Here is a 20,569-nt window from a genome sequence, read left to right as displayed (position 1 = left end):
AAACGTTGTTTACGTTACGAAATGAATGTAAGAAGATAAAAAATAAGAACGTAGGACAAAAGTACTTTGTCCTACGTTCTTAGAGTGTTAATTAGAAAGATTTTCTCCGTTTGATTCAATCACTTGTTTATACCAATAGAAAGATTTCTTTGGTGAGCGATCTAGTGAACCGTTGCCTTCATCATCGCGGTCTACATAAATAAAACCATAGCGTTTACTCATTTCACCAGTACCGGCACTGATTAAATCAATACAGCCCCAAGGTGTGTAGCCGATTAAGTCAACGCCATCCTCAATCGCATTGCCCATTTCGATAATGTGGCGTTTAAAATAATCAATTCGATAGTCATCATTAATTGTTCCATCAGCTTCTACCTGATCAAAAGCACCGAGTCCATTTTCAACTACCATTAAAGGAATTTCATAACGAGAATAGATTTGATTTAACGTATAACGCAATCCAATCGGATCAATTTGCCAGCCCCAATCACTGGTTTCTAGGTATTCATTTGAGACACCACCAAATAGATTACCACCAGACTTATCACTGCGCTTGTCTAAATCATCTGCAATACAAGTTGTCATATAGTAACTAAAGGTGTAATAATCAACTGTTCCTTCTTGCAATAGCTTTTTATCGGCGTCTGTAATCTCAACTTGAATCTGATTCTTTTCAAAATAACGTTTCATAAAGTAAGGATAATGCCCTTTTACTTGCACGTCCCCACAGAAGTAATTGAATTTTTCGTTAGTTTGCTGAGTTTTTAAGACATCCTCAGGCTTACATGTTTTCGGATACATAGTAATATAAGCTAACATACAGCCAATCTGAAAGTCTGGGTTGATTGCATGTCCAGCGATTACAGCTTTAGCAGAAGCTAAGAAAACGTTATGGAGAGCTTGATACTGTTCCGTTTCTGTATACTCACGGTTAAATAATCCGTTGATGCGCTTGCCATGTTCCATTGTCCCAAAGTTAATTTCATTGAAGGTTAGCCAATATTTCACTTTATTTTTATAGCGTTTAAACAGAGTCGTGGCATAGTTCTCATAAAAGCCAATTGTACGTTTATCTAAAAAGCCATCATAGGCTTCACCTAAATGAAAAGGCAATTCAAAGTGAGAGATAGTAACAAGTGGTTCAATGCCATATTTAGCTAGCTCATCAAAAACGTCATCGTAGTATTGCAAACCAGCTTCATTGGGCTGATCTTCGTCACCTTTAGGGAAAATCCGTGTCCAAGCAATCGACATTCGATAAACCTTGTAGCCCATTTCTGCAAATAAGGCAATATCTTCTTTATAACGATGATAAGAATCAATTCCAGTATGACTAGGATAGTAATACTTATCTGTATCAATCACAAAGTCGAAGGAACGATGTGTGTTTGATGTTCGACTACCTGAACGATTGTGATCGCTAATAGAATCTCCTTTACCATCACTATTCCAAGCACCTTCACATTGATTGGCAGCTGTTGCGCCACCCCATAAAAAATTTTTAGGAAAACTCATTTTATTTCTACTCCTTTTTGATTGTAATTTTGCGAACTTAAAAAGTAGCAGATTATAAAAGTAAGATCTATTTATAATCTGCTCAATTGATTCTATCAAACCTAAGCTTGAGCGATTGTTGTAATCAAGTCATCCCCAGCTTTAACGGATGGTTGCGTTGTCGGAATAATATCGTGATAATCTGGCGTATTTGTGATAATAATTGGAATTTCTGTTTTGTAGCCAGCTTTTTTGATTTCCGCTTGATCAAAGGCAATTAATTTGTCGCCTTTTTTGACTGTTGCATTTTGTTCGACAAAGGCTTCAAAATATTTTCCATCTAATTGAACAGTATCGATTCCGATATGAATCAATAATTCAGTTCCGTTATCTGAGATTAAGCCGATTGCATGTTTTGTTGGGAAAAGTGTCATAACTGTACCATCAAATGGCGCAAGAACTAAATCTTCAGTAGGCTCGATAACAAGCCCTTTCCCCATTAAACCTTCCGCAAAAACAGCATCTCCAGCTTCGCTTAAAGGTGTTACTTTACCAGCGATTGGTGCAAATATTTCTTCTTCATGATTAGGTGTTTTAGATAGTTGTGTTTTTGGACCTTTCCCAGTGGCTACTAGTTTAGCTTCTTCTTTAGATAGTTGTAAAGTTGGTTCATCATCTTTAAATCCAATCATCCAAGCTAGAGCAAAACCAGCAGTAATTGCAGCTAAATCTAATAACATACTATAAATAGCGTATTTCATATCACCCTCTGGTGTAATTGAGCTTGTATATCGGAAAATTCCCAATCCGCCCATTTGATACCCTTTGATCCCTAGACCCATAGAGATAGCCCCTGTAAATGCTCCAACAATACATGAAGCCCAGAAAGGTTTCTTTCTCGGTAAAGTAATTCCGTAAATCGCCGGCTCAGTAACTCCAAAAAGTCCTGAGATAAAGGCTGGAATGGATAATTCTTTTAGTTTTGCGTTTTTTGTTTTTAACATGACAGCCAAAACAGCACCAGTTTGAGCAAATGAAACACTACCTGATGGAGTTAAGAGTGCAGTAGGTTGACCTTGAGATAAAGCAATAATAGCAAATGGAATCAGAGCCCAATGCATCCCAAACATAACTAGAACTTGCCAAGAGAAGCCAAGAATAGCACCAAAAAGAATTGGATTAAATGTTTGAACAGCTAATAAGGCACTCCCTAGTCCATCAGAGACAATATTCATAACGGGTCCAATGACTAAGAAGGTTAGTGGTACGGTAATAAGTGCAGTAAAAAATGGTACTAAGAATAATTTGACCACATCTGGTATAATTTTGCTTAATTGTTTTTCAAGAAAGGCACCAAACGCTGTTGCAGCAATGATTGGCATAACTGTTGAGCCATATCCAGCAACTGGTATCGAGAAAGGAATTCCAAAGAAGTTTAATCCGCCGCCTTCAGCAAATAGTGCAGTAGCAGAACCATCAATAAAACCTGTATAGACTAAACTGGATGCAATCATCATACCTAAAAATGGTGATCCGCCAAATTTTTTCATCGCTGTGTATCCAATAAAAATTGGAAGTAATAAGAAAAGTCCATCTCCCATGGCATTAAAGACAGCATATGTTGGACTAGCGGAAAAACCAGAACCTAATGCAAATGCTAAAATGGCATTTACTCCTTTTAACATACCTGCTGCAGATAGCGGGGCAAGGATTGGTTGGAAAATACCTGAAATCATATCGACGAATTGATCAAATAAATTTCCTTTTGGTCCTACGTTAGTGTCTGGTTCTAGAACACCTAAGACAGTGTCTACGTCTTTGCGAACATCACTTACATGATTTCCAATAACAACTTGATATTGCCCCCCAGCCTGCATGACAGTTACTACACCGTCCATATTTTTTAAGACATCTGTGTTAGCTTTACTTTCGTCCTTTAACTTGAAGCGCAATCGGGTAATACAGTTTGTTAAGTCATTGACATTTTCTTTACCGCCAACTTCTTTTACAATATTTTTTGCAAGTTCTTCATATTTGCCCATTTTCATTCCTCCAATGTAGATAATTAGTATTCTAATGAATAGGTCCAAGTAGCTTTAACCTATTTTTTTCACAGGTGACTCGTATTCTCACCTCCTTTTCTTAAAAATGATAGTTTATTATTTTTTGTTAAAAGCAATTCCTTCTCTACATCTCTTTTATTCGCATCGTTGGTAGCGTTATCAACAATGTCGGATTCCCTTTTAGAGTATAGAAAAAACCAAAACAACACTAAGAAAGTGTTGTTTTGGTTTAGCTTAACTGAATAATAACTATCCGTTCAACAAATTAAGTATATAGCAACTAGAAAGCGCTGTCAACGAGATAGTGAATAATTAAATCGCTTGTATAATGCTTAAAATAGACTCAAAAAAGAATGATTTGAAATGAAATTAAATAATCTTGACACAAAGAGAGAAGTGTCTAGTAGATAGCAAGATTATGTTGACTTTGAAAAATGTATTCATTTGTTTTCGGTATAGATATAAGAGGACAAGACTGACTTTTTGGTGAAGAAAGTCGTCAATAGACTTTATTGCCAGATTCTAAGTTCGATGATGAGACTCGTTTTTTTTCTTGAAATTTGATGAAGAAACGACAATCAGATGATTATTCTATTAAAAAATAACACTTTTCTCTTTTCAAATAGTTTATTTTAAGCTACTATATTTGAAGACAATCATTACAGTAGGCAAAATGTAGATAAATGATTATTTTAAAGGAAAGAAGGGATAGGTGTAGAATGGAAGTTACGGAAAAAGCTCCAGCGAAAATTAATTTGACGTTAGATGCTTTGTATAAACGTGAAGATGGCTATCATGAGTTAGAGATGGTCATGACATCTGTTGATTTAGCAGACCGTGTAACGGTACGTTCAATTGAAGAAAATAAAATTGTCATCCGAACCAATAGTGGTGTTTTACCTTTAGATCGGCGAAATCATGCGTATCAAGCAGCAAGGTTGATGAAGAAGACCTTTGAAATTGATACAGGTGTTGAAATTATGATTGAAAAAAATATTCCAATCGCAGCTGGTTTGGCTGGTGGAAGTAGTGATGCAGCAGCTACTCTAAGAGGATTAAACAAATTATGGAAATTGAATTTGTCACTTGATGAGGTGGCGGTTTTAGGTGAGCAAGTTGGTTCTGATGTGCCATTTTGTGTTTATGGGCGAACAGCTTTAGTGACAGGACGAGGAGAGAAAATTCAACCTTTAGGCGAGATTCCTCAATGTTGGGTAGTTTTAGTTAAGCCGAGAGTCGGAGTTTCAACAGGAACGGTTTTTAATGTGTTGTCTTTTGATGACTTGGTACATCCTGATACAGCAGGTATGGTTCAAGCAATCAAAGAGCAAGATTACGTTAAAATGACTCAAAGTGTTGGAAATGTCCTAGAGCATGTGACGATTGAACGCCATCCAGATATTGAACGAATTAAAACGAAGATGCTTACATTTGGGGCAGATGCGGCTTTAATGAGTGGGAGTGGTCCAACGATTTTTGCGTTGTGTAGTAAGTATTCGCGAGCGCAACGAGTTTATAATGGCTTAAAAGGCTTCTGTAAAGAAGTTTATCTAGTACGAACATTAAAATAATAGCAAAGCTGATTATTCTTATAAACTATGAATAATCAGTTTTTTTTAATGAATTTTTGTTTTTTACTTTTTTGTTAAAAGAGGAATTTAAACAGAGAAAATAATAAAAAATATGTTAAACTAGAATCAACTAATAATTAGTGAAAGAGAGTTGGAAATCGAATGGATAAATTAAACATAGAACCTAAGAAAGCTTTAAGATATGTAGCCCCCTTTTTATTTGCTGCTGTTGCCATTCCAACAGTACTAGTGAACTTGACACCAACTCCAGTATCAAAGCTATTACGTCGGCGTTTTAGTCGTCCTAAAACGGATCTTTTGCCAGAAAATTATGCTGAAATTAAAGCAAAAACGAAAATCGTGAGGGATTTAGATTATCATTCTACTTTAGCCAATGGATTTTTGGATGTTATTATGCCAAAAGAACAGTCGGGAAAGCTTCCTTTAGTGATTTGGATGCATGGTGGAGCGTATGTTGGAGGAGATAAACGAGATGTAACGAATTATGCAGAAAGTATTGCAAGTTATGGTTATATTGTTGGAAATATCAATTATGCTTTGGCGCCTGAACAGCCATATCCTGGTCCGCTGATTCAATTAACGGAAAGTTATTTATACTTAAAGGAACATGCAGAAGAGTTTCAGATAGACATGAACCAAGTTTTCTTTGCGGGAGATTCTGCGGGTGCGCAAATTGTCAGTCAATTTTTAACGATTCAAACAAACCAAAAATTAGCAGACGCTGTTGATATTCAACCTGTTGTGCCTTTGGAAACGTTGAAAGGTGCATTAATGTTCTGTGGTCCATTTGACATCAAAAAACTTGGAACAGAGAGTAAATCTGTGATGATGAATTTGTTAATGAATCAAGTTGCATGGGCGTATGTTGGTGAAAAGAAATGGTTGACGGATGAGCGTTTGCATCAAGTTTCGTTGCGAAACTATATGACGGATAATTATCCACCATCATTAATTGCAGATGGCAACACGCTTTCATTTGAAGAACATGGTCGAGATTTTGTGGCTTTGTTGAAAGAGCATGATGTTGAAGTGGAAGGGATTTTCTTTCCAGAAGAAGTTAAAACGGAGCATGAGTACCAATTTATTATGAATAGTGAAGCAGGAAAATATACATTTGAACGCGTGATGAATTTCTTAGAAAATCATCGAGATAAATAAATTGAAAAAGCGTGAAACAAAACTAAAAAAAGTTTTGTTTCACGCTTTTAATTTGTACTAATTTATGGATTGTATAAATCAATCATCTTAAATCGCTCTTTAATCTGATTAATAAAGGCTTCTTGATGTGGTGCAAATGTTTTTTCTTTACGATACAAAAATGCTAACGTGGCTTTCGGGATACGTTCTTCAATCTTGATTAACCGGAGCTTGTCTAAAGAATGAAACTTGGCAAAACTTATAGGTAAGATCGTCACGCCGACATTTTGCCGAACTAAATCTAAACAAGGAACATAATTAGGAAATTCGTAAGTTGGGTGTAAGTGAATATTTTTTTGAATGGCTACTTCCCCGACCATCTCCCTAACTGCCAGACCAGGCTTAACCAGAATTAACCGTTCATTCTCCAAAACTTTTAAAGAAAGTTGTTTGTGTTGTCCAAAGGAATGCTCTTTATTGACGGCAATAAAAAACTGATCTTCAAATAATTCCTCTACAGCCAAGTCACTTGTACTACTAACAATTGGCAAATAAACTAATCCAAAATCAGCCCGCTTCTCCAATACATTGCGCACAACATTTTTACTACTACACTCATCGATTTTTACTGAAACATCTGGGTAGTGTTGTGCATACTCTGCCAAACTTTCCGTAAAAAAATGACAACCTGAGCTATAAATAGTAAGTTTACGTTCTTCTATTGTACTTGTTTTTTGTAGCAATCGTTTTGTCTCATTAGCAGCTTGTAGTAATTTATATGCTTGAATTTTTAGAACTTCTCCTTCAGGTGTCATCGTTAACTTATGATGTTCCTTTGTAAATAATTGGCAACCTAGGTTTTCTTCAAGTGATTTCATTTGCTGGCTAAGTGTGGGTTGGGTAATAAATAAACGTTTGGCCGCTCGACCATAGTTCATTTCTTCGCAAAGCACAATAAAATAATTTAGCAATCTTAAATCCATAAACGACCTCCTAATAGTTTCTGTCTATGGCTATTATAGAACAATACTATTGGAAAAACTAGAATGAAAGAGTATACAATCAAGCTATTACAGGTATTCAATCTACCTGTTTTCACCTTAATTTAATAAAACAAAAATGGAGGAAAAATGATGAATCTTATCTATGATAAAATAATGCCCCGAGCTATGAAAATTTCTCAAAATAAGTACTTAAGCTCAGTAAGTGATGGATTTATGATGTTAATGCCCGTTTTAATTATTGGTTCCATGTTTTCGTTGCTGAACAACTTGGCCATCAACAGCTATCAAAATTTCATTATTACAACGGGTCTCAAAAACTTTTTTGATATCCCTAATAAGGTCACTAATGATATTTTATCTATCTATGCGGTTTTCTTTATCGCCTATGCTTTTGCTAAACGGTTGAATCGTGATCAGGGAGTGGCCGGAATGATTGCTCTATTCTCATTTTTAGCTGTTACACCTTTTGGAAATACCGTTGTCACGATTCAAAATTTTTTAACAAATAATAATCTCACAGTGGTAGAAGGAGTTGAAATTCCAGCGGCAAGCTTCTTACCAATGGAATGGCTAGGGGCAAAGGGGTTATTTGTGGCTATCTTCGTTGCACTTATCTCAACTAAAATATACGATTTTCTTTTAACAAAAAATTTAATGATTAAAATGCCTGATTCAGTACCACCAACTATCGGCAAGTCCTTTGCTGGTTTAATGCCAGGATTTGTTTCCATTATCTTTTTTATGATTGTTGATAAACTAGTAGCTTTAATTCCAATAGAGAGTGTCACTGGGATTCAATCAGGTATTTACAGCTTGATTCAAGCACCAATTGAAAACTTCTTAGGTAATAATATTTGGTCGTTCATATTCGCTGCTTTCTTAGCGCAATTATTATGGAGCCTTGGAATTCATGGCATGACTGCTATTATTTTGCCTATATTTTATCCATTATGGACCTCTCTTAATAATGCTAATGTAGATGCATTAAATGCGGGTACTTCTGTCTATGAGTTGCCGAACATTTTAAATCGAACATTTTGGCAAGTTTACACAATTGGTGGAGGATCAGGTCTGACTTTAGGACTCTGTTTGTATCTCGTCTTTTTTGCTAAAAGTAGTCAATACAAAACTTTAGGAAAACTATCAGTTGTAGCTAACTTCTGTGGAATTAACGAACCTGTTATTTTTGGTTTACCAATGGTTTTAAATCCAGTTATGATTATTCCTTTTGTCCTATCTCCAATTGTTGTATCTGTTGTGGCTTACCTTTTAACGGTTATCAATATATTGCCACGTTTGACAACGATTATCCCTTTAGGTACGCCTGTTATTATGTCAGGTTTTATTTCAACCGCCAGTGGTTCATGGCGAGTGGCTTTATTTCAAGTTTTCGTTATTCTCGCAAGTGCATTAATGTATCTACCATTTATTAAAATTCTAGATAAAAAAGCAGTCCTTGAAGAAACGGCTGCTTAATGAAAAGGAGAGAAACAATGACTGTATCAAAAAAATTCCCGCAACACTTTTTATGGGGTGGTGCTCTTGCAGCTAACCAATCAGAAGGGGCCTTTCAGAAAGATGGAAAAGGTTTGTCACCAGTCGATATATTGCCTGATGGGAAACATGGACGTAAGGATGCGTTAGCGGCGCCATTAAAGGCTTTAAAAACAACCTATGATTACTATCCAAGTCATGAGTCTGTTGATTTTTATCATCATTTCAAAGAGGATATTGCTTTGCTGGCAGAAATGGGATTTAAAACCTTTCGCTTTTCTATCTGTTGGGCTCGTATTTTCCCTAATGGTGATGAGTCGGAACCAAATGAAGCGGGTTTATCTTTCTACGATCAAGTGATTGAGGAATGTTTATCCTATAATATTGAGCCTTTAGTTACCATTAATCATTTTGATACACCAGTGGCCTTAATGGTCAATTATGGTGGTTGGAAAAATCGGCAACTTATTGATTTCTATTTGAACTATTGCCAAGTCTTATTCAAACGTTATACAGGTAAAGTTAAGTATTGGTTAACCTTTAACGAAATCAATATGATTTTACACATTCCGTTATTTGGAGGAGCTTTAGATATATCAGAAGAATCCAATCCGGATCAAGTGTTATATCAAAGCGCTCATCATCAATTAGTAGCTTCGGCTTTAGCAACAAAACTAGCCCATGAGATTGATCCTACTTTTCAAATAGGTTGTATGCTAGCTGGAGCTACTTATTATCCCTATAGCTGTAACCCGAAGGATATTTGGGCGGCTATTGAGGCCAATCGGACTAACTATTTCTTTATTGATGTTCAATCAAAAGGGTATTATCCTAAATTCGCAGAACGCTTTTTCAAAGAACGGAACATTCAACTCGAAATAATGCCTGAAGATTTGGAGACTTTAGCAACTAATACCGTTGATTTTATCTCCTTTAGTTACTATTCATCGCGCTTAACTAGTGATGATTTAAGTGATAAAGAAAGCACGGAAGGGAATGTTTTTGCCAGTTTGAAAAATCCTTATTTGGAACGAACTGAATGGGGGTGGCAGATTGATCCTCTGGGGTTGCGCATTACCATGAACGATCTTTATGATCGCTATGAAAAGCCACTTTTTATTGTAGAAAATGGATTAGGAGCCAAAGATATTTTAGAAGCTGATAATACAATTGACGACACGTATCGAATTGATTATACTCGTAATCATCTCATCGAAATTAGCGAAGCCATTGCCGATGGTGTTGACTGTTTAGGTTATACAAGTTGGGGATGCATTGATTTAATTAGTGCTAGCACTGGAGAAATGTCAAAACGGTATGGTTTTGTTTACGTTGATCGAGATGATAATGGTAATGGTGATCTAAAGCGGTATAAGAAAAAATCATTCACGTGGTACCAACAAGTGATTGCAAGTAATGGAGAAAAATTGTAAGAAAATGATCCGGACTCATTCTGTTCCTGATGGTTATGTTACAAATTCAAAGACTGCAGTGAGCTTAGATTTTACTTGATGAGATCATGAATAATCCTAAGTAATTTGAATGAAATCAGTTAAATAAAATCGCAAGAAATCAACATTTATAAAATGGATTTCTTGCGATTTCTATTAGTTTAAGATTTTTTCTAGCTACTAAAAAGAAAAAGCCAGAGATTTCTCAAGTTATTTAGTTAAAGTAATTTCTAATTCTGGATTTTTTTCTAAATAACTATCAATATAAGTTTCATATGAATGCCAAGCTGGCATTGGAATAGTTAGTTCTTCCCCAGTTTTGAGGATTTCTTGATAGCCATAAATCCATTCAACTAAGCCATGTTGCATGTGACCTTGCAGAATTTTAGAAGTTTCATTTTTTTGGAAAATATGTTTCATAAAGGGTGTGACAATAATTTTGGGATAGTAGAACATGCGAGCTGAGAAGAGTTTCTTTGTAGATACCCCAAGTGCTTCGCAGACCTTTAAACCCTCACGATAGGCGATAATCATTTCAGAAATAGCTTTTGAGTTACACGAGAATTCTTCAAATCCACCGGCTTTTAAAATAGCGCCAGCATTAATGGATTGTTGCAAATAGTGAATTTTAAGCCAATCCACCATATGTTCTTGAATCGTCACATGTAAATCGGATTGATCGAATTCTTCTTTGTATTTTGTGACAATCGCTTTTTGGCACGGATCTTGTAATCCAAGGATGGTACCTTCTGTAAAGACGATAATATCTAATTTATTTTTATGTCGTCCGCCTCCGACTTGGGAAGGGAAGCCTAGAATATAGTCTTCTTTTGTGAAATAATGTTCAATTTCAGTAGTAATGTCCCAATGATTAAGCATAAAAAGTAGATGAGCATTTTTTTTGTGCTGTTTAAGGTTAGGCAGTACTTGTGCTAGTTGGCAACGATTGACAGTGACTAGAATTAAGTCATAGTCAGCATCTAAATCTGTAACAATAGTTGGTTCAAATCTAAAAGCATAACTCTTTTCTTTTCGTAAATCTTGAACAGCGATTGAATAACCTAAATTAGCAGTTTCTTCCTTCTCTGATCGAACATAAACGGAAACATCATGATTATCGGATAAAAGCCAAGCATAGGATAAACCAATTGTGCCTGCACCGAAAACTAAAATGCGCATGGTAAGACTCCTCTTTATTTTAAAATTTAGTTTGTTATCTGGCTATAGTGTACCACTTTAAAGGGTAAAATACATCCTTCTTTTTGAAAAAGTTTTTTCTTATGTAAATAGTAGGGTAAAGGCTGATATACCAACGTTTTTATTGATTAGAAAACGACCGTAAAAAGAAAATTTTCTTTTTACGGTCGTTTATTTTTTAGTCTGAAATTTTTTCTAATTTATTTACTTGATGTAAGATTTTTTTCACTTCATGGATGGCTTTCTTTTGTTCTAAGTAGCTTTTTACTTTATGGTCGTTGTCATCGGTTAATTTAGCTAGAGTATCATCAAGTTTAGTGAATTCAGTATCAATTTTATCAACAGCTTTTGCTTGTTCTTCAACAGTGATTTCAGCAATCGTAATGTCATTATCGATTTCTTTATTTGTTAATTTGTCTAGTTTTTTTCCTTCATGAATAATTTTTTTAATGTCATGAATTGCTTTTTCTTGTTCAATAAAGTGTTTCACTTTGCTGTCAGTTTCTTCCATTTTTGCAAGTGTATCATCAAGTTTTGTTACAGTTTCTGCTGTTTTAGTTAAGATTTTATCTGCTTTATTTTCGTAGTTTGTCATGTTTAATTCCTTCTTTCGTTATTTTTTAGAACTCTTTCTTGCTGAGTACAAATATAGTATACTGGGTGTAATTAAAAAATAAAATCTACAGAATTGTGAGAGTGTAAGATAATGTACATAACTAGAAATGTGTCCATGAAATCAGTATATAAAAAGGACTTACGGGTAACGAAAACACATAAATTATTGTCAGATGCATTGTTTTCTTTGTTAAATAAAACAAGTTTTGAAAAGGTTACAGTGAAGGATATTTGTGACTTGGCGATGGTGAGTCGATCCAGTTTTTATAGCCATTTTGAAGATAAGTATCATTTGCTATTTTTTTGTTTGGAACAGATTAAACAGGAAATCAATGAAAAAATCGATTATTCTCAAAAGGAATTTATTATTGAAAAAGTACTAATGTATATTTTTGAAAATCGAAAATTATTTAAGCTCTTGTTTGCGACGCAAACTAGTTTGGAATTACGCCAGATGCTGGATACACTTTTTACTGAGGAAATTGAAGATTTTCTGATAAAAAGAAGTGGTACTATTCATGAACCAGTAGCTGTTTCTTTTAGTATGGAGTCGGTTTTTCTAGCAGGTGGAATTAGCCATTTAATTCAATGGTGGGTTGCATCAGATTATCAAGAGACCGTTTTAGAAATGACGGAATTTATTTCTAAGTTATTTGATTATAAAGAATAGATAGGCTTGCTTTCTTATAAGGAAGGAACTGAAAAATGGAGTATCTTTATTTTTATTTTGATGGATAGCAATCGTGGATTAAAATGGGTGGAAAGCGCTGTGAATTGAGACAACTTACGCAGTTAGAAGGCCAGGGAATTCAGATTTCGGCAAAGGAAGCTTGTTTAACGGATCAAGAAGTTTTGATTGATGAGGCAACTCTTTTCTTATCTGAAAATCAATTTGAAAAGGCATGGGAGTAAGCATTAGCTCCATATCAAGATGAGTGGGAACGGACGATGTAACGCTATCCAATTGGCAAAAGAATGTCAGATAGTGTAAACTATTTTTATCCACAAGGAATTAGAATGAATGTAGCTGGTGTAGTAGGTATTATTTTGCCAACTCATGAAAAAAAATCAATCTTTTTTGACGAATGTTCAAATTTGAAAACGACTTAGTGTTGTAGTGATTGAGTATGATAGAGTAAATCAATGGTTAGTTTTACAGCGAGAATCATTAGTGGAAGTCTATTTTTATGGAATAGCTCGGGAATATTTCCCAGGAAATAATTATCATCCTCCTCATCGTGTAATGAAAGAGGATATGGAGCGTGAATATTTAGGTGTAGTTTTTTATCAGTTTACGGAATTGGTCGGGAATTTGAGATTTTTGAAGGTCCCTATTGTGTTGGAGAAGGTCGATTTATTTGAAAACGTAAAACATAGAAGCGGAGTGTGGTGGAAGGGTGTCTAAAAAAGAAAATGCTGTTTGGTTGACAGTTCGTTATTCCTTTTTGCAAAGTACGTATTGGATGGGTTTTTGTGCGATTTTTGCTTTTGCAACAATCTTTTTGTTAGACAAAGGATTTACTGGTAAGGAAGTTGGAATAATTTTAGCAATGGCAAACATTGGCGCTGCTATTATTCAACCAATTGTGGCAAGTTTTGCGGATCAGACACAAAAAATCACCTTAAAAGAAATGATTAGTATTTTTGCGTTACTTGTTATTATTTTGTCCATTTTACTAATTAATCTGCCAACTATTCAGTGGGTAGTCGCACTTTTATTTATTAGCATCAGCACTTTAATGTTAACGATTCAACCTTTACTAAACTCTTTGATTTTTGAATATATTAATCAAGGAATTTCAATTAACTATGGACTAGCTCGGGGATTAGGGTCGCTATCATTTGCGGCGATGTCCTTTATTTTAGGCTTTATTGTCAGCAAATTCAGTCCAGCGATTTTACCGTATTTATATATTCTTTTTTATGGTTTAGTTGGTTTGATAGCATATAGTTTTAAAACACCAACAAAAATGGCTGGAAAGCAGAAAATAGAAAGAGCTGCTTCAAAAAAAGGGTTGAAAATCACAGAATTAATCAACTTTTTTAAGGGCTATCCTCAGTTGTTGATATTATTAATTGGAATTTGTTGTCTATTTATTTTCCACAATATTATTAATACGTATTTGATTCAGATTATGCACCATGTTGGCGGTGGTGATAGTGATTTTGGTATTTCATTGGCGGTAGCAGCGAGTGTGGAGTTGCCTATGATGATGGCTTTTACTTTCTTGGTTCGCAAAGTAAAGGGGAGTACCTTGTTAAAGATGGCAGCTTTTTTCTTTACGATTAAGGCGGTTGTTTTTTTATTCGCTCCAAGTGTAGGCATGATTTATTTTGGACAAGGATTGCAATTTTTATCATTTGCTTTGTATATTCCGGCCTCAGTTTATTACATTAATGGGATAATGCGACCTGAAGATAAAGTGAAAGGGCAAGCTATTGTTATTGTTGCAATGACTTTAGGTGGTGTATTTGGTAATTTATTAGGTGGAGTTTTGTTAGATAGTTATGGCATTTTTATTATGCTTTTGGCTGGATTAATTAGCTCGTTGCTAGGAACTATCCTAGTATTTTATTCAGTCAAGGAAATTTAAGTACGCATTAAAATAAAGGGTTTTTACTGAAGTATAAGCAAAAACTAGGGTTGACAGTGGGAATAAGTTACTGTAAAATTTGGGATAGAATTGAATAGAACCTCATTTATGAGGGAGAGGCGCAATATTTATTAGTCCACCGTGGAGTTTGAGGAAACCGTGAAGCTTGGAGAAGGAACTATTGCCGAAATAGAAAATAACCTCATGATTTTCTGTTGGGTCTGTAATGAATAATTACAGAACTGTCTTAGTAGTCTACCCAGATTATTAAGTTGTGCTGACAGGGTTACGTAAATGAATTTTCAAACGTCCTAAGCTCAAAACTTAGGGCGTTTTTTGTTTTGTATTTTACCCGATTTGTTAAAGGTTATCATGGAAAAGTTGAAAGAAGGAAGAGGAGATTTTAATGAAAAAAAGACTAGTACTTGGATTAGCATTAATTGCTGCATTTACTTTTATGATTGCAGGTTGTGCATCTGATAAGGAAACAGATACGTTTGTTGTTGGGATGGAAGCTGGCTATGCGCCGTTTAACTGGACACAAACTGGGGATGCAAATGGTGGAGTTAAGATTGATGGATCTGCTGATTATGCAGGCGGTTATGATGTAGAGATGGCGAAAAAAGTCGCGGACAGTATGGGGAAAAAATTAGTTATCGTTAAAACTGAATGGGATGGTTTAATTCCAGCCTTAACTTCTGGAAAAATCAATGCCGTAATGGCGGGAATGTCGCCAACAGCAGAACGTAAAAAAACAATTGATTTCTCTGATAATTATTACAAATCCCATCTAGTTATGGTAGTGAAAAAGGGTGGTCCATATGAGAATGCAACATCCATTCAAGATTTTGCTGGTGCAAAAATTACAGCCCAATTAAATACGTTCCATTACTCAGTAATTGATCAGATTAAGGGTGTAAAGCAAGAAACGGCAATGGATAATTTTACAGCAATGCGTGTTGCCTTACAATCAGGTGTAATTGATGGGTATGTTTCTGAATTGCCAGAAGGAATTACCGCCGAATCAGCAAATAAAAGCTTTAAAATGATTGAATTTAAAGAAGGGTTTGTCGCAGCGCCAGAAGATACGGATACAGCGGTAGGGCTATTAAAAAATAGTCCATTGAAAACCGAAGTGAATCAAGCGTTAGCGAAAATTTCAGATGAAGAACGCAGTCAAATGATGGAGATGGCAATTAAAAATCAACCTTCTGAATCAGAAGCGAATGCAGCAGCTGCAACAGATGATCCATCGGCAGCAGACTTAGAAGATAGTGGTTTTAGCTTCAAATGGGTTTTTAAAATTATCAAAGAGAATGGACCAATGTTCTTAAGAGGAGCGGGGATTACCTTATTAATCGCTCTTGTAGGAACGATTATCGGTTCAATTTTAGGTTTGATTATTGGAGTGATCCGGACGATTCCAACGCCAGATTCTAAGGTGAAAAGAGGCGTCTTGAAAGTAGTGAATACCATTCTTTCTATCTATATTGAAATCTTCCGTGGAACGCCGATGATTGTTCAGGCGATGGTGATTTTCTATGGATCAGCGCAAGCTTTTGGCTTAGATATGAGTCGTTTATTTGCAGCTATTCTAATTGTATCGATTAATACTGGAGCCTATATGTCTGAGATTGTTCGTGGTGGGATTGTTTCGATTGATAAAGGTCAATTTGAAGCCGCTCATGCGATTGGAATGAATCATATTCAAACAATGATGAATGTTGTTTTACCACAAGTTGTTCGTAATATTTTGCCAGCAACTGGGAATGAATTTGTGATTAATATTAAAGATACTTCAGTGTTAAATGTTATTTCAGTTACAGAGCTTTACTTCCAAACGAAGTCAGTGGCAGGGAATAATTTCCGTTACTTTGAATCCTTCTTAGTAGCCTGTGTCATTTATTTTGTTATGACCTTTACGGTTACTCGAATTTTGCGTTATGTTGAGAGACGAATGGACGGACCAGCCGATTTTACAATGATGGGCAATCAAATGCAAGTATCAGCAATTGAAGATATTAATGATCGGGAAGGAAGATAATCATGGAAAAAATTATTGAAGTACAACATTTAATGAAATCATATGGCGCTCATGAAGTGTTAAAAGATATTGATTTTTCAGTAAATAAAGGTGAAGTTGTCTGTGTAATCGGTTCTTCTGGATCTGGGAAATCGACATTGCTACGTTGCATTAATTTGTTAGAGAAATTAAGTGGTGGCGATATTTTATATAAAGGCAACAACATTATGCAGGATACTCATGATATTAATGAGTATCGTAAACATTTAGGGATGGTTTTTCAGCAATTTAATTTGTTTAACAATCATGATGTTTTAAGCAATTGTATGGTGGGACAGATCAAAGTATTGAAGCGTTCTAAGGAAGAAGCTGAAAAAGTTGCTCGTAAAAACCTACAGTTAGTGGGGATGGAGCAATTTAGTAATGCAAAACCAAGTCAGCTTTCTGGTGGGCAAAAGCAACGGGTTGCGATTGCTAGAGCGTTATCGATGGATCCAGATGTTTTATTATTTGATGAACCGACTTCTGCGTTAGATCCTGAAATGGTTGGGGAAGTATTGAAAGTTATGAAAGAGTTAGCAAAAATTGGTTTAACGATGTTAGTCGTGACCCATGAAATGGATTTTGCAAAAGAGGTTTCAGATCGGGTTGTCTTTATGGATAAAGGGGTTATTGTGGAAGAAGGTCCTCCAGAAGAAATCTTTAATCATCCTAAAGAAGATCGGACAAAAGAGTTTTTGCAACGGACATTGCGTTAAAAAGTGAAAATCAAAAGGTTGAGTAAATTTTACTCAATCTTTTTTTGATTTTCATCATGATTTACATGTGTGTTCATTATTGAAAATTTGAAAAGCTGTTGACAGCCCTTTCAATAAGTGGTAATTTAGTAGATAGACTGTAGATGTTATTACTTCGGGTAAGCATGCTATAGAGTGTAAATGCAGTATATATGGATGTTATCACTATTTGTAGTGAGCAGGACCTATTTGCATCGCGGCTGGGAGTCTTTTTGGAGAACTCTTTGGGAAAGCGAGTGAATGGGATTTTTTTGTATAAAATGGGGTTGTTTTATGATCATAAAACGTGTGTTGAATAATAATACGGTTATTTCTGTAAATAGTATGGGCGTTGAGGTTTTATTGATGGGCAAAGGTGTTGCTTTTGGTAAGAAGCGGAATCAAGCAGTTGATATGGAACTGGTGGAAAAAACCTTCTTATTGCGTGATAAAGATACATTAAGCAAATTCACCGAGCTTTTAATTGATGTACCGATGGAACATATTTTAGTGGCAGAAAAAATTATTAATTTTGGAAAGATTAAGCTTGGTAAAAATTTAAATGAAACGATCTATGTAAATTTAACGGATCACATTCATTCTTCGGTTGAGCGTTATCAAGAGGGCATTATTTTAAAAAATCCGTTGCGATGGGACATTGAACGTTTTTACCCAGACGAATACAGCGTTGGCGAAAAGGCTATTGAAATTGTCCGGAATGAACTAGGAATCGCTTTTGAAATTGATGAAGCGGCTTTTATTGCCATTCATTTTGTGAATGCTGAGCAGGACAAAACTTTTCAGCTGGCTTATGAAGTCACAGAAATAACGAAACAAATTGAAAATATTGTAAAAAAAGAATATCGAACTGAATTTGATGAAAGTTCACTCGATTATTATCGCTTTATTACGCATCTAAAATTTTTCGCACAGCGGCTGTTAGTTGGGGAACATTATGAAGATGATGATGTGGAGCTACTGGCTACACTGCAAAGTAAATATCATCTAGAATATTTGTGTGCGATGCAGATTGGTGACTTTGTTAAGGCGGAATTTGATTATGAGTTAAGCTCAACAGAATTATTATACCTAACTGCACATATTAGAAGAGTCACAAAAAATTTATAAAAAGAATAGGATTGTTATCCCAGCATTATTTGGGAGCATGACCTAGTTGGACTTACTTTATTTGGTAAGTCTGGCTAGGTTTGCTTTGTTTTCTTAAGTGCAATAGGTTGAAAATTAGGAGGAATAAAAATGAAGTATACAAATACAGCAAAAGAAATCATTGAGTTAGTTGGTGGTGAGAAAAATGTTAAATCGGTTACACATTGTATGACTCGTTTGCGTTTTGTTTTAAATAATGAAGGAATTGTTAATGATGATCAGGTTAAACAAGTACCAGGTGTAATGGGGGTTATGCGGAAGGGAGGTCAATATCAGATTATTATTGGCAATGATGTTTCTTCTTATTATAAAGAGCTAGTAAAATTAGGACATTTTAGTAATGATGGAGGTAGTGAAGAATCAGGTCCAAAAAAGAATTTATTTGAAGCCTTTGTTGATGTGATTTCGGGTTGTATGTCACCATTGATTCCAGCGATGCTAGGCGGCGGGATGATTAAGGTATTGCTGATTATTCTACCAATGACTGGAGTATTAAAAGATTCCAGTCAAACTTTTGCGATGCTGTCATTCTTTGGCGATGCACCATTTTACTTTATGCCAATTATGTTGGCTTTTACAGCGGCTCAAAAATTTAAAGTTTCGCCAATGCTGGCAGTGTCAGTTGCTGGAATTATGCTGCATCCAAACTTTGTCGGGATGGTAACAGCCGGTGACCCGCTCCACTTATTCGGTTTACCTGTTACGTTAGCTTCATATGGTTCTTCAGTTATTCCAATTTTAATTATGGTTTGGTTAATGAAATACATTGAAACCTTTTTTGATAAAATTATTCCATCCGTGATTAAGAGTATTACGGTGCCGTTATTGGTATTGTTGATTTCTGGAATCATTGCGTTAGTTTTAGTTGGACCAATTGGCATCTACGCAGGTCAAGCTTTATCAACAGCAATTATTTGGATTCAAAGCAAAGCAGGTTGGTTAGCAATGGGCTTAATGGCAGCCTTTATGCCGTTAATTGTGATGACTGGAATGCATTGGGCATTTGCTCCAATTTTCTTAATTGCTTCACCAGCTACGCCAGATATCTTGATTTTACCAGCGATGTTAGCAGCGAATTTAGCGCAAGGGGCGGCGGCTTTAGCAGTTTCCTTTAAAACAAAAGATAAAAATTTAAAGCAAGTGGCAATGGGATCGGGAATTTCAGCGTTATTAGCAGGAGTTACTGAGCCGGCACTTTATGGGATTACGTTGAAATACAAACGTCCTTTATATGCAGCAATGATTTCTGGGGCAATCTGTGGTGTTTACATGGGAATTACAGGATTAGAATCCTATGCATTTGCCGTTCCATCATTAGTATCGATTCCTCAATTTATTGGCGGTGAGGGCAACAGCAATAGTATAAATGCTATTATAGTTGCTGTAATGTCAATGGTTTTAACGTTTATTTTAACGTGGATATTTGGAATTGATGAAGGGAATTTGGATAGTAAAAAAGCGGTAGTTGAGGCACCTGAATCAGTGAAAACAGGTAGTAGTGACCCAATGAAAATCTATGCACCTGTTAAAGGGCAAGTTATTCCATTGGAGAAGGTTAATGATGAAGCTTTTTCTAGCAAGATGATGGGTGAAGGTGTGGCAATCTTACCTGAGTCAGATACGTTATATGCCCCCTTCGATGGTACAGTTTCAGTTTTATTTCCAACAAAGCATGCAATTGGTCTGACTAGTGAGAGTGGGATTGAATTATTGATTCATGTGGGAGTGGATACAGTTGAGTTAAATGGTGAATTTTTCACGGCGCATATTGAAGCAGGGGATGTTGTCAAAAAAGGGCAACCAATTTTAACGGTTGATTTTGATCAAGTGAAAGCAGCAGGTTATGACTGTGTGACACCGATTATTGTGACAAATACACCGAATTTTATTGATGTTGTTGTCAAAGAAATCAGTGAGACTGAAAGTCAAGAGACATTAATTTATGTTGTTTAAGGAGGAAGA

At 35.6% G+C, this 20,569-nt stretch carries 18 protein-coding genes and 1 riboswitch; of the genes, 13 read left to right on the top strand and 5 right to left on the bottom strand.

Features of this window, described 5'->3' with window-relative positions; translation table 11 throughout:
* Positions 1-87: 87 nt before the first annotated feature.
* Both BR43_RS08520 and BR43_RS08515 read right to left on the bottom strand, forming a co-directional pair.
* Entirely contained in the window at positions 88-1,515 is a 1,428-nt protein-coding gene (locus BR43_RS08520; protein WP_034561134.1) for a glycoside hydrolase family 1 protein, read from the bottom strand.
* A 101-nt stretch (positions 1,516-1,616) separates the two neighbouring features.
* Positions 1,617-3,536, bottom strand: a complete 1,920-nt coding sequence (locus BR43_RS08515; protein ID WP_034561132.1) for a beta-glucoside-specific PTS transporter subunit IIABC — start codon at positions 3,534-3,536, stop codon at positions 1,617-1,619.
* Positions 3,537-4,276: 740 nt separating this feature from the next.
* Here BR43_RS08515 and ispE point away from each other — a divergent pair.
* Positions 4,277-5,128, top strand: a complete 852-nt coding sequence (ispE, locus tag BR43_RS08510; RefSeq protein WP_034561130.1) for a 4-(cytidine 5'-diphospho)-2-C-methyl-D-erythritol kinase — start codon at positions 4,277-4,279, stop codon at positions 5,126-5,128.
* 162 nt (positions 5,129-5,290) lie between these two features.
* Positions 5,291-6,307: an alpha/beta hydrolase gene (locus tag BR43_RS08505; protein ID WP_034561121.1), complete on the top strand. Its 1,017-nt coding sequence runs from the start codon at positions 5,291-5,293 to the stop codon at positions 6,305-6,307.
* A gap of 62 nt (positions 6,308-6,369) precedes the next feature.
* On the opposite strand, the gene BR43_RS08500 is transcribed toward BR43_RS08505, so the two are convergent.
* Complete coding sequence (locus BR43_RS08500; protein ID WP_034561119.1) at positions 6,370-7,269, bottom strand: LysR family transcriptional regulator; 900 nt, start codon at positions 7,267-7,269, stop codon at positions 6,370-6,372.
* 150 nt (positions 7,270-7,419) lie between these two features.
* Between BR43_RS08500 and BR43_RS08495 the strand changes: the two genes are divergently transcribed.
* Together BR43_RS08495 and BR43_RS08490 are read left to right on the top strand one after the other, a co-directional pair.
* Positions 7,420-8,766: a PTS sugar transporter subunit IIC gene (locus BR43_RS08495; protein WP_211252919.1), complete on the top strand. Its 1,347-nt coding sequence runs from the start codon at positions 7,420-7,422 to the stop codon at positions 8,764-8,766.
* Between the two features lie 17 nt (positions 8,767-8,783).
* Positions 8,784-10,217: a 6-phospho-beta-glucosidase gene (locus tag BR43_RS08490; protein ID WP_034561114.1), complete on the top strand. Its 1,434-nt coding sequence runs from the start codon at positions 8,784-8,786 to the stop codon at positions 10,215-10,217.
* A gap of 228 nt (positions 10,218-10,445) precedes the next feature.
* Here BR43_RS08490 and BR43_RS08485 read toward each other — a convergent pair whose 3' ends face one another.
* Both BR43_RS08485 and BR43_RS08480 read right to left on the bottom strand, forming a co-directional pair.
* On the bottom strand, positions 10,446-11,414 hold the full coding sequence (locus tag BR43_RS08485) for a ketopantoate reductase family protein (protein WP_034561112.1): 969 nt from the start codon (positions 11,412-11,414) through the stop codon (positions 10,446-10,448).
* A 196-nt stretch (positions 11,415-11,610) separates the two neighbouring features.
* Positions 11,611-12,027, bottom strand: coding sequence for a hypothetical protein (locus tag BR43_RS08480; protein ID WP_034561110.1), 417 nt, complete (start codon positions 12,025-12,027; stop codon positions 11,611-11,613).
* A 111-nt stretch (positions 12,028-12,138) separates the two neighbouring features.
* Here BR43_RS08480 and BR43_RS19090 point away from each other — a divergent pair, with 111 nt between their 5' ends.
* The 9 genes from BR43_RS19090 to BR43_RS08445 all read left to right on the top strand — a co-directional run bounded on the left by BR43_RS19090 (position 12,139) and on the right by BR43_RS08445 (position 20,560).
* Complete coding sequence (locus tag BR43_RS19090) at positions 12,139-12,717, top strand: TetR/AcrR family transcriptional regulator (RefSeq protein ID WP_084679831.1); 579 nt, start codon at positions 12,139-12,141, stop codon at positions 12,715-12,717.
* Between the two features lie 83 nt (positions 12,718-12,800).
* Positions 12,801-12,959 carry a hypothetical protein gene (locus BR43_RS19875; RefSeq protein WP_157463978.1) on the top strand — a complete coding sequence of 53 codons (159 nt, stop codon included), beginning with the start codon at positions 12,801-12,803 and terminating at the stop codon, positions 12,957-12,959.
* Between the two features lie 63 nt (positions 12,960-13,022).
* Positions 13,023-13,157, top strand: a complete 135-nt coding sequence (locus tag BR43_RS20600; protein ID WP_281173960.1) for a hypothetical protein — start codon at positions 13,023-13,025, stop codon at positions 13,155-13,157.
* A gap of 7 nt (positions 13,158-13,164) precedes the next feature.
* A complete protein-coding gene (locus BR43_RS20165) occupies positions 13,165-13,452 on the top strand; it encodes a hypothetical protein (protein ID WP_169741034.1) in 288 nt (95 codons plus the stop codon).
* Positions 13,445-14,641 (top strand): MFS transporter, encoded by a 1,197-nt coding sequence (locus tag BR43_RS08465; protein ID WP_034561104.1) that lies wholly within the window; start codon positions 13,445-13,447, stop codon positions 14,639-14,641. The genes BR43_RS20165 and BR43_RS08465 overlap by 8 nt, the downstream gene beginning before the upstream one ends.
* Before the next feature lie 106 nt (positions 14,642-14,747).
* A riboswitch (Lysine riboswitch) is annotated at positions 14,748-14,929 on the top strand.
* Between the two features lie 118 nt (positions 14,930-15,047).
* Positions 15,048-16,685 carry an ABC transporter permease subunit gene (locus BR43_RS08460; RefSeq protein ID WP_034561101.1) on the top strand — a complete coding sequence of 546 codons (1,638 nt, stop codon included), beginning with the start codon at positions 15,048-15,050 and terminating at the stop codon, positions 16,683-16,685.
* A 2-nt stretch (positions 16,686-16,687) separates the two neighbouring features.
* Positions 16,688-17,422, top strand: a complete 735-nt coding sequence (locus BR43_RS08455; protein ID WP_034561099.1) for an amino acid ABC transporter ATP-binding protein — start codon at positions 16,688-16,690, stop codon at positions 17,420-17,422.
* Positions 17,423-17,734: 312 nt separating this feature from the next.
* Positions 17,735-18,568: a BglG family transcription antiterminator LicT gene (licT, locus tag BR43_RS08450; protein WP_034561097.1), complete on the top strand. Its 834-nt coding sequence runs from the start codon at positions 17,735-17,737 to the stop codon at positions 18,566-18,568.
* Between the two features lie 129 nt (positions 18,569-18,697).
* On the top strand, positions 18,698-20,560 hold the full coding sequence (locus BR43_RS08445) for a beta-glucoside-specific PTS transporter subunit IIABC (RefSeq protein WP_034561095.1): 1,863 nt from the start codon (positions 18,698-18,700) through the stop codon (positions 20,558-20,560).
* Positions 20,561-20,569 lie beyond the last annotated feature (9 nt).

This window comes from Carnobacterium gallinarum DSM 4847 (genome assembly GCF_000744375.1).
Taxonomy (GTDB): Bacteria; Bacillota; Bacilli; order Lactobacillales; family Carnobacteriaceae; genus Carnobacterium; species Carnobacterium gallinarum.
Note: the sequence above shows the minus strand (reverse complement) of the source record. Positions and strands in the feature narration are given on the sequence as shown.